General features: G+C 69.6%; 11 protein-coding genes. 10 read left to right on the forward strand and 1 reads right to left on the reverse strand.

The genetic code is table 11. The features are described 5' to 3' along the window. Window positions 1-19 precede the first annotated feature (19 nt). The 4 genes from NR112_RS12810 (at window position 20) to NR112_RS12825 (ending at window position 3,764) form a co-directional block, all read left to right on the forward strand. Complete coding sequence (locus tag NR112_RS12810; protein WP_256794707.1) at window positions 20-715, forward strand: hypothetical protein; 696 nt, start codon at window positions 20-22, stop codon at window positions 713-715. Next, window positions 699-1,580, forward strand: coding sequence for a hypothetical protein (locus tag NR112_RS12815; RefSeq protein ID WP_256794708.1), 882 nt, complete (start codon window positions 699-701; stop codon window positions 1,578-1,580). Before NR112_RS12810 ends, NR112_RS12815 begins: the two co-directional genes overlap by 17 nt. 157 nt (window positions 1,581-1,737) lie before the next feature. Further along, window positions 1,738-2,700, forward strand: coding sequence for a nitrilase-related carbon-nitrogen hydrolase (locus NR112_RS12820; protein ID WP_256794709.1), 963 nt, complete (start codon window positions 1,738-1,740; stop codon window positions 2,698-2,700). Between the two features lie 53 nt (window positions 2,701-2,753). Continuing rightward, a complete protein-coding gene (locus tag NR112_RS12825) occupies window positions 2,754-3,764 on the forward strand; it encodes an agmatine/peptidylarginine deiminase (protein WP_256794786.1) in 1,011 nt (336 codons plus the stop codon). Window positions 3,765-3,887: 123 nt separating this feature from the next. Here NR112_RS12825 and NR112_RS12830 read toward each other — a convergent pair whose 3' ends face one another. Beyond that, complete coding sequence (locus NR112_RS12830) at window positions 3,888-4,391, reverse strand: DUF4282 domain-containing protein (protein ID WP_256794710.1); 504 nt, start codon at window positions 4,389-4,391, stop codon at window positions 3,888-3,890. A 501-nt stretch (window positions 4,392-4,892) separates the two neighbouring features. On the opposite strand from NR112_RS12830, the gene rpoB reads away from it, so the two are divergent. From rpoB to rpsG, 6 genes are all read left to right on the forward strand, one after another. Next, window positions 4,893-8,375: a DNA-directed RNA polymerase subunit beta gene (gene rpoB / locus NR112_RS12835; protein WP_374512325.1), complete on the forward strand. Its 3,483-nt coding sequence runs from the start codon at window positions 4,893-4,895 to the stop codon at window positions 8,373-8,375. A gap of 121 nt (window positions 8,376-8,496) precedes the next feature. Further along, window positions 8,497-12,393 (forward strand): DNA-directed RNA polymerase subunit beta', encoded by a 3,897-nt coding sequence (locus tag NR112_RS12840; RefSeq protein ID WP_020143258.1) that lies wholly within the window; start codon window positions 8,497-8,499, stop codon window positions 12,391-12,393. A gap of 205 nt (window positions 12,394-12,598) precedes the next feature. After that, window positions 12,599-14,155: a D-alanyl-D-alanine carboxypeptidase/D-alanyl-D-alanine-endopeptidase gene (gene dacB / locus NR112_RS12845; protein WP_256794712.1), complete on the forward strand. Its 1,557-nt coding sequence runs from the start codon at window positions 12,599-12,601 to the stop codon at window positions 14,153-14,155. A 34-nt stretch (window positions 14,156-14,189) separates the two neighbouring features. Continuing rightward, window positions 14,190-14,819, forward strand: coding sequence for a hypothetical protein (locus NR112_RS12850; RefSeq protein ID WP_256794713.1), 630 nt, complete (start codon window positions 14,190-14,192; stop codon window positions 14,817-14,819). Between the two features lie 383 nt (window positions 14,820-15,202). After that, window positions 15,203-15,577, forward strand: coding sequence for a 30S ribosomal protein S12 (gene rpsL, locus NR112_RS12855; protein ID WP_020143255.1), 375 nt, complete (start codon window positions 15,203-15,205; stop codon window positions 15,575-15,577). Beyond that, window positions 15,577-16,047, forward strand: coding sequence for a 30S ribosomal protein S7 (gene rpsG / locus NR112_RS12860; protein ID WP_020143254.1), 471 nt, complete (start codon window positions 15,577-15,579; stop codon window positions 16,045-16,047). The genes rpsL and rpsG overlap by 1 nt, the downstream gene beginning before the upstream one ends. Window positions 16,048-16,083: the final 36 nt, after the last annotated feature.

Here is a 16,083-nt window from a genome sequence, read left to right on the forward strand (position 1 = left end):
GACGGAAGGAAACCCCTCGATGACGATGGTCACCCGCTCGGAGACCGAGCGACTGCAGCGTTCCCCGCGGTCGCCCGAGAGCTCCGCCGACCGCGAGCCCTACGAGCCACACGAGCGCCACGAGCGCCACGAGCGCCACGAGCGCCACGTGCCTCGCGACCCCGCTGACGCCGCGGTGGGCTCCGGTCCCCCCGACGCGCCACGTGCGGGCCTTAGGGGTGTCCGCACGTGGCGTCCCACCCCGCGCCTGCTGTGGACCGTCGCGGCCGTGCTGCTGCTCGCGGCGGTCGCCGTCACGGCGACGTCGGGACGCTCGGCGTGGCAGCAGCAGCGCGACGCCGACAACCGGGCGGCCGCCCTGGCCGCCGGGCGCCAGATCGCCGTCAACTTCGTGACGATGAACGCCGCGTCCTTCGACGCCGACACCCAGCGCGTCCTCGACGACTCGACCGGGGCCTTCCGCAAGGAGTACGCATCGACGCTGGCCCAGCTCAAGCCCGTCGTCACTGCCAACAAGACCGTCTCGACGGTCGAGCGCGCCGAGGCCTCGCTCGTGTCGGGCGACGACGACTCGGCCAAGGTCATCGTGGGCGTCGTCGCCCCGACCTCGAACGCCTCCACCCCGAAGCCCGAGAAGAAGACGTACCGGCTCCGGCTCGACCTCGTGAAGGTCGGCGACGCCTGGAAGGTGAGCACCCTTGACTTCGTCAGCTGAACCGCGCCGTCCCCTCGCATCGTCGGCTGCCGCGACTGCCGGCCCGCGCAAGCGCGTGGCCGGTGCCCGCCGCCGACCGTCCGGCACCGAGGCCACAACGGCCTCCACGCTCGTCCTCGACCGAGGCCCCGCCACGACCGAGAACAGCCCTGCAGGCCCCTCCGGTGCCGCCAGCGACACCACCGACACCACCGACACCGCCACCGACACCGACACCGACACCGCCACCGCCACCGACACCACGAACACCACGAACACCACGAACACCACGACAGACGACCGCGAGGCACGGGTCGTCGCGCCCCGCGCGGCCCCGACCGGCGCCCAGGAGGTGGACGCGGACGACGGGCACACCGAGCGCGGCGCTCGATCCCGCGGCTCCGCCGGGCTCTGGGCGTCCGCCATCGGCGCCACCCTGGCGCTCGCCCTGCTCGGGGCCTCGCTCGTCTACGGCCTGCGCCCGGGGGTGTCCGACACCGACCGGACCGCGGCGGTGGGTTCGGCGCGGACCACTCTGGAGAGCCTGCTCAGCTACAGCGGCTCCGCGTTCGACAAGCACATCGGCGAGGTCACCCCGCAGCTGACCTCCCCGTTCAAGGACCAGTTCACCAAGGTGGCCGCCACCGACATCAAGCCGATGGCCGTCGAGAACGACGCCACCGTCCAGGCCAAGGTCTACGACGCCGGCGTCATGGACGCCGACGGCGACGGAGGCGAGGGCACGACCGTGCGGGTCATGGCGTTCGTCAACCAGGCCACGACCACCAAGGCACAGCAGGCACCTGCGATCGACCAGAACCGGGTCATCGCCACGATGCGGAAGGTGGGCGACCGCTGGCTCGTCAGCGAGCTGTCCGCCTTCTGACGGGGGAACAAGGGGGAAGGTCCCGGGCGCCCGAGAGGTCGTCCGGGACCGAGCGGCCCAGAGCGGCGAGCGCGGCGCTGCACCAGGAGAGGTGACCGGGGACGGCACCGGGGTCGGGCCCGGACCGCCCGCCGGACGCTGCGGCATACTGCACGCTGTGAAGCTCATCCAGGCCAATGGCGTCCCAGAGTCCCTCGCCCGCGTCGACCAGCCGGAAGCGACGCCCGTGCGCGTCGGCGTCGTACAGCACGAATGGGTCGACGACCCAGCGGCCCTCGTCGAGACCCTCCGCGACGGCATCCGAACGGCCGCAGAGGCCGGCGCCGCCATCGTGTTCCTGCCCGAGCTGACCCTGTCTCGCTACCCGGCCGACACCCTCCCCGTGGGCACCCCGTCCGCGACGGCCGAGCACCTGGAGACAGGCCCCACGGTGACCTTCGCCCGCGATGCGGCCCGCGACTTCGACGTCCACGTCCATGCCTCGCTCTACGAGCGTGCCGACGAGGGCGACGGGCTCGGTTTCAACACCGCGGTCGTCGTGGCCCCGAGCGGGGAGGTCGTGGCCCGCACTCGCAAGACCCACATCCCCGTCACGGCCGGCTACCACGAGGACAAGTACTTCCGTCCGGGTCCGTCCGAGGATGCGTATCCGGTGGTGGCACTGGGCGACCCGTCGCTCAGGCTCGGTCTGCCGACCTGCTGGGACGAGTGGTTCCCCGAGGTCGCTCGTCTCTACTCGCTCGGCGGCGCCGAGGTGCTCTGCTACCCCACGGCGATCGGCTCGGAGCCCGACCACCCGGACTTCGACACGCAGCCGCTGTGGCAGCAGGTCATCGTCGGCAACGGCATCGCCAACGGCCTCTTCATGGTCGTGCCCAACCGCTTCGGCACGGAAGGGCTCATCACCTTCTACGGCAGCTCGTTCATCTCCGACCCGTACGGCCGCGTCCTCGTCCAGGCCCCCCGTGACGAGGCCGCCGTCCTCGTCGCCGACCTCGACCTCGCGCAGCGTCGTGACTGGCTCGAGCTCTTCCCCTTCCTCGCCACGCGCCGTCCCGACTCGTATGCCGCCCTGACCGCCCCCGTGCGCGCCGAGCACCGTCGCGAGGTGGCGCCGTGACCGACGCCGCCACGGCGGAGGGTGGTGGGGGAGGGCCGGGGCCTGGCTGGATGATGCCGTCCGAGACCGCCCGGCACGACTGCACGTGGATGGCGTGGCCGAGCCAGGGCTACACCCTCGGCGAGACGACCGAGGAGGTGGCCGCGGCGCGTCGCACGTGGTCCGCCGTGGCCAACGCGGTCGTGGAGTTCGAGCCCGTGCGCATGGTCGTCGTCCCCGCCGACCTCGACGTGGCCGCCGGCCACCTGCACCCCGACGTCGAGCTCGTCCCGGCCGCCCTCGACGACGCGTGGATGCGCGACATCGGTCCGACGTTCGTCCGCTCGGCCGACGGCTCCCAGCTCGGTGCGGTCGACTGGGTCTTCAACGGCTGGGGCGCGCAGTCATGGGCCACGTGGGAGCACGACACCCGGATCGGCGCCTTCGTCGGCGGCCTGTCCGGGGCCGAGGTCGTCGGCTCCCCCCTCGTCAACGAGGGCGGTGGGATCCACGTCGACGGGCTGGGCACGGTGCTGCTCACCGAGACCGTCCAGCTCGACCCGGGCCGCAACCCGGGGCTGGCGCGCAGCGACGTCGAGGCGGAGCTCGCCCGCACCATCGGCGCCACGACGTGCATCTGGCTGCCCCGGGGCCTGACCCGCGACTACGACGAGTTCGGCACCCGGGGCCACGTCGACATCGTGGCCACCATCGCCGGCCCGGGCCTCGTGCTGCTCCACGAGCAGCAGGACCCCTCCCACCCCGACCATGCCGTGTCACGCACCCTTCGAGAGCTTCTCGAGGAGGCGCGGGACGCTCGTGGCGAGCGTTTCGAGGTCGTCGGCGTGCCGGCGCCCCGCACCCTGGCCGACGCCGAGGGGCCCGTCGACTGGTCCTACATCAACCACCTCGTCGTCAACGACGGCGTCATCGCCTGCACCTTCGGGGACGAGCAGGACGACGCGTCCCTCGGTGTCCTCGCCGACGCGTACCCGGGGCGACGGGTGGTCGGCGTCGACGCACGGCCGCTCTTCGACCGTGGCGGCGGCATCCACTGCATCACCCAGCAGCAGCCCTCCCTCTGAGGCCGGCGCACGCGGCCCCGGTGCGAGGCGAGCCCCAGGCCGCGGAAGCCCTGCAACGCCGAGTGGGCGCGTCCGGGGGGACGCGCCCACTCGGCGTGGTGATGCAGGGCGTCGCCCCGGCGGTCAGGCCTGGGGGAGGCGCTTGTGGATGTCCTCGCTCATCCGGACGACCGACAGGTAGAACTCGAGGGTCATGCGGATGACGGCGAGGTAGATGATCACGAAGATCGGACCGAGGATGAGCGCGGCGAGACCGGTGCCGACGCTGTTGACGAAGCCGGCGAAGACGAAGATGAGCCAGCTCGCGACGAGCGCCACCGTCGCCAGCAGGTAGACGAAGCGCACGAGGATCGGCGTGACGAAGTTCGTGAAGCTGAAGTCGAAGAGGGCCGTGAAGAAGCCGGCCCCCTCCCGCGCGGGGTCAGGGATGCTCGACATCCCGCTCGGTCCACCGGCCGGTGCCACGGGCGGCGGCGGGGGAGGCGTGCTGCCGCCGAGGGGTGCGCCGGGTGCGCCGGGTGTGCCAGGCCCCGAGGAGCCGGGCCGGCTGCTGGGGATCGGCGTGGTCGGGTCGCTCCCGGCCGGCTGGTTGAAGGACGGTTGCTCGGGCGGGTTCGGATCGGACATGGCTTCCCTCTCGGAAGGAGACGTCAACGGATCTCTGGCGTGCTCCATGCTAGGGCGGAGGCCCTTCCGAGGGTCCTGGTCGAGGCCCGTCACCGCCGTGTTCGTGCAGGTCAGGGGGGTTCCGGGCGGTGCCGGGCGGCGTGTCGCGACGCGCCTGCGATGGCGTGGGTCTTGACGTCCGGCCCGCGGAGGGCCATATTCGTCGCGTTCGCATCGCGAGCTCCCGGTCCGGGGGGCGTGGCAGGTCACGTCGAGGGCGCCCGGTCGTTCGAGACCGGGTGGGCACCTCGGGAGACGATCTCCGTCCCTTGACCCGGCTGGACACTCCTGCCCTTTACCGGTAGGCTAGGCCTTTGCGCTGCCCCATGCCCACCCTTTCGCGACCTCGGTCAGGCCCAACACCATGCCATCCGGCATCCGGTATGACCTCGGGACCCGCGAGCGGAGCCATGCGGCAACGCGGATCTGAAGATTCGAAAAAGGCCCGTGGAAGGACCCTCCTTGGCTGCCTCGCGTACTGCGACGAACATGTCCACCGCACAGACCCCTTCGGGGCGTCTGTCCTTCGCGAAGATTCGCGAACCACTCGAGGTCCCCGACCTCCTGGCGCTTCAGACGGAGAGCTTCGACTGGCTGCTCGGCAACGAGCGCTGGCAGGCTCGCGTCGCCGCGGCCAAGGCCGAGGGACGCACCGACGTCCCGGACCGGTCCGGGCTCGAGGAGATCTTCGAGGAGATCTCCCCGATCGAGGACTTCAGCGGCTCGATGTCGCTGTCGTTCCGCGACCACCGCTTCGAGGAGACCCGCAAGACGATCGAGTCGTGCAAGGAGCGCGACCAGACGTACGACGCACCGCTCTTCGTCACCGCCGAGTTCATGAACGCCCAGACGGGTGAGATCAAGAGCCAGACGGTCTTCATGGGCGACTTCCCGCTCATGACCGAGCGCGGCACCTTCATCATCAACGGCACCGAGCGTGTCGTCGTCTCGCAGCTCGTCCGCAGCCCGGGCGTCTACTTCGAGCGCACGCCGGACAAGACGTCCGACAAGGACATCTACACGGCCAAGATCATCCCGAGCCGCGGTGCCTGGCTCGAGTTCGAGATCGACAAGCGCGACATGGTCGGCGTCCGCGTCGACCGCAAGCGCAAGCAGTCGGTCACCGTCCTCCTCAAGGCCCTCGGCTGGACCGAGGCCCAGATCCTCGAGGAGTTCGGCGAGTTCGAGTCGATGCGCCTCACCCTGGAGAAGGACCACACCCAGGGCCAGGACGACGCGCTGCTCGACATCTACCGCAAGCTGCGCCCGGGCGAGCCGCCGACGAAGGAGGCCGCGCAGACCCTGCTCGACAACCTCTACTTCAACGGCAAGCGCTACGACCTCGCCAAGGTCGGCCGCTACAAGGTGAACAAGAAGCTCGGTCTCGACGCCTCGATCAACGACTCGACCCTGTCGATCGACGACATCGTCAAGACGATCAAGTTCATCGTCACGCTCCACGACGGCCAGGACTCGATGAAGGGCGTCAAGAACGCCGAGGAGATCGACGTCCGCGTCGAGGTCGACGACATCGACCACTTCGGCAACCGTCGCCTGCGCTCGGTCGGCGAGCTCATCCAGAACCAGGTCCGCACCGGCCTGTCGCGCATGGAGCGAGTCGTCCGCGAGCGCATGACGACGCAGGACGTCGAGGCGATCACCCCGCAGACCCTGATCAACATCCGCCCCGTGGTGGCGTCGATCAAGGAGTTCTTCGGCACGTCGCAGCTCTCGCAGTTCATGGACCAGAACAACCCGCTCGCGGGTCTGACGCACAAGCGTCGCCTGTCCGCGCTCGGCCCGGGTGGTATCTCCCGTGACCGCGCTCAGATGGAGGTCCGTGACGTCCACCCGTCGCACTACGGCCGCATGTGCCCGATCGAGACTCCGGAAGGCCCGAACATCGGCCTCATCGGCTCGCTCGCGTCCTACGGTCGCATCAACGCGTTCGGTTTCATCGAGACGCCGTACCGCAAGGTCACCGGCGGTCACGTGACCGACGACGTCGACTACCTGTCCGCCGACGAGGAGGACCGCTACGTCGTCGCCCAGGCCAACGCGCCGCTCGACAAGCAGAACAACTTCACCGAGGACCGCGTGCTCGTGCGCACCAAGGGTGGAGAGGTCGAGCTCGTCCCCGGCGACGAGGTCGACTACATGGACGTCTCGCCGCGCCAGATGGTCTCGGCCGCGACCGCGATGATCCCCTTCCTCGAGCACGACGACGCCAACCGTGCCCTCATGGGCGCCAACATGCAGCGTCAGGCCGTCCCGCTCGTCAAGAGCGAGGCGCCCATCGTCGGCACCGGCATGGAGTTCCGCGCCGCCCTCGACTCGGGCGACGTCGTCCGTGCCGAGAAGGCCGGTGTCGTCCAGGAGGTGTCGGCTGACCTCGTCACCGTCGCCAACGACGACGGCACGTACCAGACGTACCGCATCGCCAAGTTCGCGCGCTCCAACCAGGGCACGAGCTACAACCAGGTCGTCGTCGTCAACGAGGGCGACCGTCTCGAGGCCGGTGGCGTCATCGCCGACGGTCCCGCGACCGAGGGTGGCGAGATGGCACTCGGGCGCAACCTGCTCGTGGCGTTCATGTCGTGGGAGGGCCACAACTACGAGGACGCGATCATCCTCAGCCAGCGTCTGGTCCAGGACGACGTCCTCTCCTCGATCCACATCGAGGAGCACGAGGTCGACGCCCGCGACACGAAGCTCGGCCCCGAGGAGATCACCCGGGACATCCCGAACGTCTCCGAGGAGGTTCTCGCCGACCTCGACGAGCGCGGCATCATCCGCGTCGGCGCCGAGGTCCGCGACGGCGACCTGCTCGTCGGCAAGGTCACGCCCAAGGGCGAGACCGAGCTGACGCCGGAGGAGCGCCTGCTGCGCGCCATCTTCGGTGAGAAGGCCCGCGAGGTCCGCGACACCTCGCTCAAGGTGCCCCACGGCGAGACCGGCACGGTCATCGGCGTCAAGGAGTTCCGTGCCGACCTGGGCGACGACCTGCCGCCCGGCGTCAACCAGCTCGTCCGCGTCTACGTGGCCAACAAGCGCAAGATCACCGATGGTGACAAGCTCGCCGGCCGCCACGGCAACAAGGGTGTCATCTCCAAGATCCTCCCGGTCGAGGACATGCCCTTCCTCGAGGACGGCACGCCGGTCGACGTCGTGCTCAACCCGCACGGTGTTCCCCGTCGTATGAACCTCGGCCAGATCCTCGAGCTGCACCTCGGCTGGGCCGCCTCGCGCGGTTGGAAGATCGAGGGCAACCCGGAGTGGGCCAAGGAGATCGCGCCCGACGCGCACGAGGCCCCTGCGGGCACGCGCGTGGCGACGCCGGTCTTCGACGGTGCCTCCGAGGACGTCGTCACGGGTCTGCTCGACTCGACGCTCAAGACGCGCGACGGGGTTCGCCTCATCGACGCCTCGGGCAAGACGCGCCTCTTCGACGGCCGCTCCGGCGAGCCGTTCCCGGAGCCCGTCGCCGTCGGCTACATGTACATCCTCAAGCTCCACCACCTCGTCGACGACAAGATCCACGCTCGTTCGACCGGTCCGTACTCCATGATCACCCAGCAGCCGCTCGGCGGTAAGGCCCAGTTCGGTGGCCAGCGCTTCGGTGAGATGGAGGTCTGGGCCCTCGAGGCGTACGGCGCCGCCTACACGCTCCAGGAGCTGCTGACGATCAAGTCGGACGACGTTCCCGGCCGCGTGAAGGTCTACGAGGCCATCGTCAAGGGCGAGAACATCCCCGACTCGGGCATCCCGGAGTCGTTCAAGGTCCTCCTCAAGGAGATGCAGTCCCTGTGTCTCAACGTCGAGGTCCTGAGCAGCGACGGCACGACGATCGAGATGAAGGAGTCCGACGAAGAGGTCTTCCGCGCGGCGGAGGAGCTCGGCATCGACCTGAGCCGGCGTGAGCCGTCCAGCGTCGAAGAGGTCTGAGAAGGCCCCCTAACGACTAGCGGTGCGTATGCCGCTGGGCCCGCTCAGCGGCATACGCCCCCTGGTCAACGAACACCACTCAGACCAAAGACTTAACGAGAGTTACGAGAGAAGGAACCACGTGCTCGACGTCAACTTCTTCGACGAGCTGCGCATCGGCCTCGCCACCGCGGAATCCATCCGCCAGTGGAGCCACGGCGAGGTCAAGAAGCCGGAGACCATCAACTACCGCACGCTCAAGCCCGAGAAGGAGGGCCTGTTCTGCGAGCGCATCTTCGGCCCCACCCGGGACTGGGAGTGCAACTGCGGCAAGTACAAGCGCGTCCGCTTCAAGGGCATCATCTGTGAGCGCTGTGGCGTCGAGGTCACGCGCGCCAAGGTGCGCCGTGAGCGGATGGGCCACATCGAGCTCGCCGCCCCCGTCACCCACATCTGGTACTTCAAGGGTGTCCCGAGCCGCCTCGGCTACCTGCTCGACCTGGCCCCGAAGGACCTCGAGAAGGTCATCTACTTCGCGGCCTACATGATCACGTCCGTCGACGAGGACCAGCGCCACGCTGACCTGCCGTCGCTCGAGGCGCAGATCCAGGTCGAGAAGAAGGAGATCGAGAACCGCCGCGACGCCGACGTCGAGTCGCGCGCGCAGCTGCTCGAGCGCAACGTCGCCGAGCTCGAGGCCGAGGGTGCCAAGGCCGACGCGAAGCGCAAGGTCCGCGACCAGGCCGAGCGCGAGATGAACAACATCCGCAAGCGTGCCGACCAGCAGGTCGAGCGCCTCGAGCAGGTCTGGGACCGCTTCAAGAACCTCAAGGTCCAGGACCTCGAGGGCGACGAGATCCTCTACCGCGAGATGCGTGACCGCTTCGGTCTGTACTTCGAGGGCGGCATGGGCGCCGCGGCGATCCAGAAGCGCCTCGAGTCCTTCGACCTCGACGCCGAGGCGGACCTCCTCCAGGAGATCATCGCCACCGGCAAGGGCCAGAAGAAGACCCGTGCGATCAAGCGCCTCAAGGTCGTCAACGCCTTCCAGATGACGACGAACCACCCGTCGGGCATGGTCCTCGACGCGATCCCGGTCATCCCCCCGGACCTGCGCCCGATGGTGCAGCTCGACGGTGGCCGCTTCGCGACCTCGGACCTCAACGACCTCTACCGTCGCGTCATCAACCGCAACAACCGCCTGAAGCGCCTGCTCGACCTCGGTGCCCCCGAGATCATCGTCAACAACGAGAAGCGCATGCTCCAGGAGGCCGTCGACAGCCTCTTCGACAACGGCCGTCGTGGTCGCCCGGTCACGGGCCCCGGCAACCGTCCGCTCAAGTCGCTGTCCGACATGCTCAAGGGCAAGCAGGGTCGTTTCCGCCAGAACCTGCTCGGCAAGCGCGTCGACTACTCCGGCCGTTCGGTCATCGTCGTCGGCCCGCAGCTGAAGCTGCACCAGTGTGGTCTGCCCAAGCAGATGGCGCTCGAGCTGTTCAAGCCGTTCGTGATGAAGCGTCTGGTCGACCTCGACCACGCGCAGAACATCAAGTCGGCCAAGCGCATGGTCGAGCGTGCTCGCCCGGTCGTGTGGGACGTCCTCGAAGAGGTCATCACGGAGCACCCGGTGCTGCTCAACCGCGCACCCACGCTGCACCGTCTCGGCATCCAGGCGTTCGAGCCGCAGCTCGTCGAGGGCAAGGCCATCCAGATCCACCCGCTCGTCTGCTCGGCCTTCAACGCCGACTTCGACGGTGACCAGATGGCTGTCCACGTGCCGCTGTCGGCAGAGGCGCAGGCCGAGGCCCGCATCCTCATGCTGTCGAGCAACAACATCCTCAAGCCGGCTGACGGTCGCCCCGTGACCATGCCGACCCAGGACATGATCACCGGCATCTACCACCTGACCGACGCGGTCGACGGTGGCGGCATCGGTGCGGGTCGCGCGTTCTCGTCCCCCTCGGAGGCCCGCATGGCCTTCGACCGTGGCGAGATCCTGCTCGGCTCGGCGATCAAGCTGCGCCTGACGGACGCGGTGCCCCCGGCCGGCTTCGAGCTGCCCGAGGGTGTCGAGGCCGGCGAGGACGGCATCGTCAAGAGCATCACGCTCGAGACGACGCTCGGCCGCGCGATCTTCAACGACACGCTGCCGCTCGACTACCCGTTCGAGAACCGCCCGGTCGACCGCAAGCGCCTCTCGGCGATCGTCAACGACCTCGCGGAGCGCTACTCCAAGGTCCAGGTCGCCGCGTCCCTCGACGCCCTGAAGGAGGCCGGCTTCCACTGGTCCACCCGCTCGGGCTGCACCGTGGCCATCTCCGACGTCACGACGCCGGACAACAAGACGGCGATCCTCGAGGGCTACGAGACGAAGGCCGCCAAGGTCCAGACGCAGTACGAGCGCGGTCTCATCACCGACGACGAGCGTCGTCAGGAGCTCGTCGAGATCTGGACGCAGGCGTCCAACCAGGTCGCCAAGGAGATGGAGACCAACTTCCCGCGCACGAACCCCATCTACCGGATGGTGTCCTCGGGTGCTGGTGGCAACTGGTTCCAGATCCGTCAGATCGCCGGTATGCGTGGCCTCATGGCCAACCCGAAGGGCGAGATCATCCCGCGCCCGATCAAGGCGAACTTCCGTGAGGGCCTCACGGTGCTCGAGTTCTTCATCTCGACGCACGGTGCCCGTAAGGGTCTGGCCGACACGGCTCTTCGTACCGCCGACTCGGGTTACCTCACGCGTCGTCTCGTCGACGTGTCGCAGGACGTCATCATCCGTGAGGACGACTGTGGCACCGAGCGCGGCCTCAAGCTGCCGATCGCCCAGGTCAACGAGACCACGGGCACCCGGTCGCCGAGCGAGGTCGTCGAGGCCTCGGTCTACGCCCGCACGCTGGCGGAGGACGTCGTCGTCGACGGCGAGACGCTCGCCGTGGCCGGCATCGACCTCGGTGACGTCGTCATCGACGCGCTCTACGCGGCTGGTGTCGACGAGGTCCGGATCCGTTCGGTCCTCACCTGCGACAGCAAGGTCGGCACGTGTGCGGCCTGCTACGGCCGGTCGCTCGCGACGGGCAAGCTCGTCGACATCGGCGAGGCCGTCGGCATCATCGCGGCCCAGTCGATCGGTGAGCCCGGCACGCAGCTGACGATGCGTACCTTCCACACCGGTGGTGCGGCCGCGGCCGACGACATCACCCAGGGTCTGCCGCGTGTCGTCGAGCTCTTCGAGGCGCGGACGCCCAAGGGTGTCGCCCCGATCGCCGAGGCCACCGGCCGCGTCGAGATCGAGGACACCGACAAGGCGCGTCGCGTCCTGCTCACGCCGGACGACGGCTCCGAGCAGCACGCCTACCCGGTGAGCAAGCGTTCGCGCCTGCTCGTCGGCGACGGTGACCACGTGACCGTGGGTGACAAGCTCGTCCAGGGCGCGATCGACCCCAAGCAGGTCCTTCGCATCCTCGGCCCGCGTGCGGCCCAGAAGCACCTCGTCGACGAGGTGCAGCGGGTCTACCGCCAGCAGGGTGTGTCGATCCACGACAAGCACATCGAGGTCATCGTCCGACAGATGCTGCGTCGCGTGACGATCATCGAGGCCGGCGACGCCGACCTGCTGCCCGGCGAGCTCGCCGAGCGTGGTCGCTTCGAGGAGGAGAACCGCAAGGTCATGGCCGAGGGTGGACGGCCGGCTGCCGGTCGTCCCGAGCTCATGGGCATCACCAAGGCCTCGCTCGCGACCGAGTCGTGGCTGTCGGCCGCGTCCTTCCAGGAGACGACCCGCGTGCTCACGCAGGCCGCCATGGAGGCCAAGTCCGACCCGCTGCTCGGCCTCAAGGAGAACGTCATCCTCGGAAAGCTCATCCCTGCCGGCACGGGTCTGCCCCGCTACCGGAACGTCAAGGTCGAGCCCACCGAGGAAGCCAAGGCCGCGATGTACTCGCTGCCGAACTACGACGCCTACGACTACGCGGGCTTCGGTTCGGGCACCGGCGAGGCCATCCGCCTCGACGACGAGGCTCTCGGTCTCGACCAGTTCTGACCGGTCCCGTCCGCCGCGCCGGCGGCGGACGACGACCACCACGTATGCCGCTGGGCCGGCTCCCCGACCGGGGAGCCGGCCCTCGGCGTTCCGGGACCGCCACCTGGTTTCAGCGCGCTGGAGACGGATATGTCGGACTAGTCTCTCGGGCGAGGTGAGAGTCGGCGGCGCCAGGGCCGGCCGGCGACACCCTCGGGAGGTCGTCATGTTCGGTGCTCCTCGTTCGCTCAAGGTCGTCCGCGGCTCCGCCGGCGCGCCTCGAGCGGTCCGCTGGCCGTTCCTCGTCGCGGTGGTCACGCTCGCCGTGGCGGCGCCCGTGGCGACGGCTCCACCGGGTTCCGGCGCCACCGTCTACTCCTCGCGCGACGCCGCCCTGCGCCGCGAGGTGGGCCGGCTCATGACCGACCCGAGCGTGACGGCCTCGACGGCACACGTCGGAGTCGTCGTGGCCGACGCCTCCACGCGCACTCCGGTCTACGTCCGCTACGCCAACACCCCGCTCGCCCCGGCATCGACGCAGAAGACGTTCACGGCCGCCGCTGCGATGTACACCCTCGGCAGCGCGTACCGGTGGCGCACCGACGTCTACGCCCCGTCGGCGCCGAACGGGGGAGTGGTCTCACGGCTCTACCTCAAGGGCACCGGCGACCCGACGCTGCTCGAGCGCGACCTGACGTCGCTGGCGAGCGCCCTGCGGGCCAAGGGGGTCACGCGGGTCACGGGTGACGTCGTCGGTGACGCGTCCGCCTTCGACGAGGTGCGCTACAACCCCTCCTGGTCGACGTCGTACGCGTCGAGCTACTACGCCGCGCAGGTGTCGGCCCTGACGCTGGCACCCGACACCGACTACGACGCGGGCACCGTCATCGTCACCGCGACGCCCGCCACGAGCACCGCGAGCGCGCCACGGCTCACCGTGACGCCGCCCTCCGCCGCCTCGCACGTGCGTCTGGTCAACCGGGCGCGCACCTCCGCCACCGGGTCCACGACCACGATCTCGGTGGCCCGGGCGGCCGGCACCAACACGCTGACGGTCACCGGCCAGGTGCCGCTCACGTCGTCGGCTGCCAAGAAGTGGGTGACGGTCGACGACCCCGCCCTCATGACCGCGCGAGCCCTGCGCGCGCGGCTCGTCGCCGCGGGGATCCAGGTCGACGGGACCGTCGTGCGCGGCAGGACGCCGGCCGGTCACTCGCTGCTGGCACGGCACACGTCGATGACCCTGGGGCAGCTGCTCGTGCCGTTCCTCAAGCTGAGCAACAACGGCCACGCCGAGGCCATCACGAAGACCCTCGGGGCGCGGTCGGGGCGGCCTGGCAGCTGGGCCGACGGCACGAAGGCGCTGCGCGACTACGCGGCTCGCATCGGGATCCCCACCGCGGGGCTGCGGTTCGTCGACGGCTCGGGACTCGCCCGCGCAGACCGCCTGACCCCCAACCAGCTCGCGACCCTCCTCGACAAGGTCCAGCGCACGTCGTGGTGGCCCACCTTCCGTGCCGCGCTGCCGGTCGCCGGGACCGACCCGGTCCGGTGGACCGGCGGGACCCTGGCCAGCCGCATGCGGGGCACCGCCGCGGCGGGCAACCTGCGCGCCAAGAACGGGAGCCTGACCGGCGTGACGTCGCTCGCGGGCTACGTCACGGGCGCGGACGGCCGCCGCTACGTCTTCGTCATGATGGGTAACTACTCCGCCACCTCGCCGCGGCCGGTCGAGGACCGTCTCGGCGTGCTGCTCGCGCGCTGGCGGATGACCAACCGTTGAGCCGCGAGACCCGCTGCCTCGGTAGGGTGGTCGCATGACCGAGCCCACGGCCGACGTGCCGAACGCGCCCGAGCCCGCCGAACGTGCCGCGACCGAGCCCATCACCGACACGCCTGGTGTCGAGTCCGCCTCGGCGCCCGTTGCCGGGCCGGCGGGCCGTCGCACGGATGAGACCGGCGGCGGTCCCGCACCGACCATCATCGTGCTCACCGAGGAGGCGCTCAAGCCGGTCGACGTCGACAAGATCCTCGGGCTGCACGAGGACGACGCGCCGACGTACCGGGTCCTCGTCCCTGCCGACACGGAGCGCAACCTGCTCAGCTCCTTCCTCAACCACCTCAGCCTCTTCGAGATGCGCGAGGCGCTCGAGTCGCTGCGCCCGGTCGACCGGAGCGAGGCCCACACGGACGCCGACACCGCGCTCTCGAGGTCGCTGGCCGAGTTCGGGGGCCACGACGTCGTCGCGACCGGCGAGATCACCGCCGACGACCCCATGCCGACGCTCGTCGAGGAGGTGGCCCGCCTCGACGCCCTCGAGGTCGTCGTCGTCACCGAGCCGCACGCCGTCGAGGACACCTTCCACACCGACTGGGCCTCCCGGGCCCGGGAGACGCTCGGCGTGCCCGTGCTGCACATGTACGCCGGTGACTGGCGTCTGGGCTGACCGGTCGCGTCGGTGCCGTGGCGGGGTACGCGCCGGACGGCATACCGCATCGGACCCGCGGGGGCCGGTCTCACCGATTTGGTCGGCGTGCCGCACCCCGGTACGCTTGAACACTGTGTCTGAGGCACGCACTCAGGCATGCGCGATGACGGCCACGGTGCCCTGTCCGCCCGCTCACCGCGGGACGTGACATCACTGCGGTCCAGAGCACACCTTTCGCCGGGCAACCCTTCCCACCGACGGCCTCCCGGCCGTCGCCGAGCAGGGGAGTGCAGGGGGAAGTACCGGTTCCGACACGCCCGACCTCGGGGGTCGAGGGCCGAACAGTCAAGGAGTTGCCCGCCAGGGCGACTGACCACGAGCAACGTTATGGAGTAACCAGGTTGCCTACCATCAACCAGCTGGTCCGCAAGGGCCGCCAGGACAAGGCCAGCAAGGCCAAGACCCCGGCGCTCAAGGGTTCGCCCCAGCGCCGCGGTGTGTGCACCCGCGTGTACACCACCACCCCCAAGAAGCCGAACTCTGCCCTCCGCAAGGTCGCCCGTGTGCGCCTCAGCTCGGGCATCGAGGTCACGGCCTACATCCCCGGCGTCGGCCACAACCTGCAGGAGCACTCGATCGTGCTCGTGCGTGGTGGTCGTGTGAAGGACCTCCCGGGTGTGCGTTACAAGATCGTCCGCGGCACGCTCGACACCCAGGGTGTCAAGAACCGCAAGCAGGCTCGTAGCCGTTACGGCGCGAAGAAGGAGAAGAGCTGATGCCTCGTAAGGGACCCGCTCCGAAGCGCCCGCTCGTCGTCGACCCGGTCTACCAGAGCCCGCTCGTCACGCAGCTCGTCAACAAGATCCTCCTCGACGGCAAGAAGTCGATCGCCGAGATGATCGTCTACGGCGCCCTCGAGGGTGCTCGCCAGAAGACCGGCACCGACCCCGTCGCCACGCTCAAGCGCGCGCTCGACAACGTCAAGCCGGCCATGGAGGTCAAGAGCCGTCGCGTCGGTGGCGCGACCTACCAGGTGCCGATCGAGGTCAAGCCGAACCGCTCGACCACGCTCGCCCTGCGCTGGCTCGTCGGCTACTCGCGGCAGCGTCGCGAGAAGACGATGACCGAGCGCCTCATGAACGAGATCCTCGACGCGAGCAACGGCCTCGGTGCCGCTGTCAAGCGCCGCGAGGACACGCACAAGATGGCCGAGTCCAACAAGGCCTTCGCGCACTACCGCTGGTGACCCAGCGGTCCGGTCGGTGTGCCGGGGAGCTCGCTC

It is taken from the genome of Terrabacter sp. Ter38 (genome assembly GCF_024519435.1).
Classification (GTDB): domain Bacteria; phylum Actinomycetota; class Actinomycetes; order Actinomycetales; family Dermatophilaceae; genus Terrabacter.

Bases quoted from the DNA above. Each gene is read 5' to 3' on its own strand.
- rpsG (WP_020143254.1), top strand. From the start codon at position 15,577: ATGCCTCGTAAGGGACCCGCTCCGAAGCGCCCGCTCGTCGTCGACCCG.
- NR112_RS12825 (WP_256794786.1), top strand. From the start codon at position 2,754: ATGCCGTCCGAGACCGCCCGGCACGACTGCACGTGGATGGCGTGGCCG.
- dacB (WP_256794712.1), top strand. From the start codon at position 12,599: ATGTTCGGTGCTCCTCGTTCGCTCAAGGTCGTCCGCGGCTCCGCCGGC.
- NR112_RS12830 (WP_256794710.1), bottom strand. From the start codon at position 4,391: ATGTCCGATCCGAACCCGCCCGAGCAACCGTCCTTCAACCAGCCGGCC.
- NR112_RS12850 (WP_256794713.1), top strand. From the start codon at position 14,190: ATGACCGAGCCCACGGCCGACGTGCCGAACGCGCCCGAGCCCGCCGAA.
- NR112_RS12810 (WP_256794707.1), top strand. From the start codon at position 20: ATGACGATGGTCACCCGCTCGGAGACCGAGCGACTGCAGCGTTCCCCG.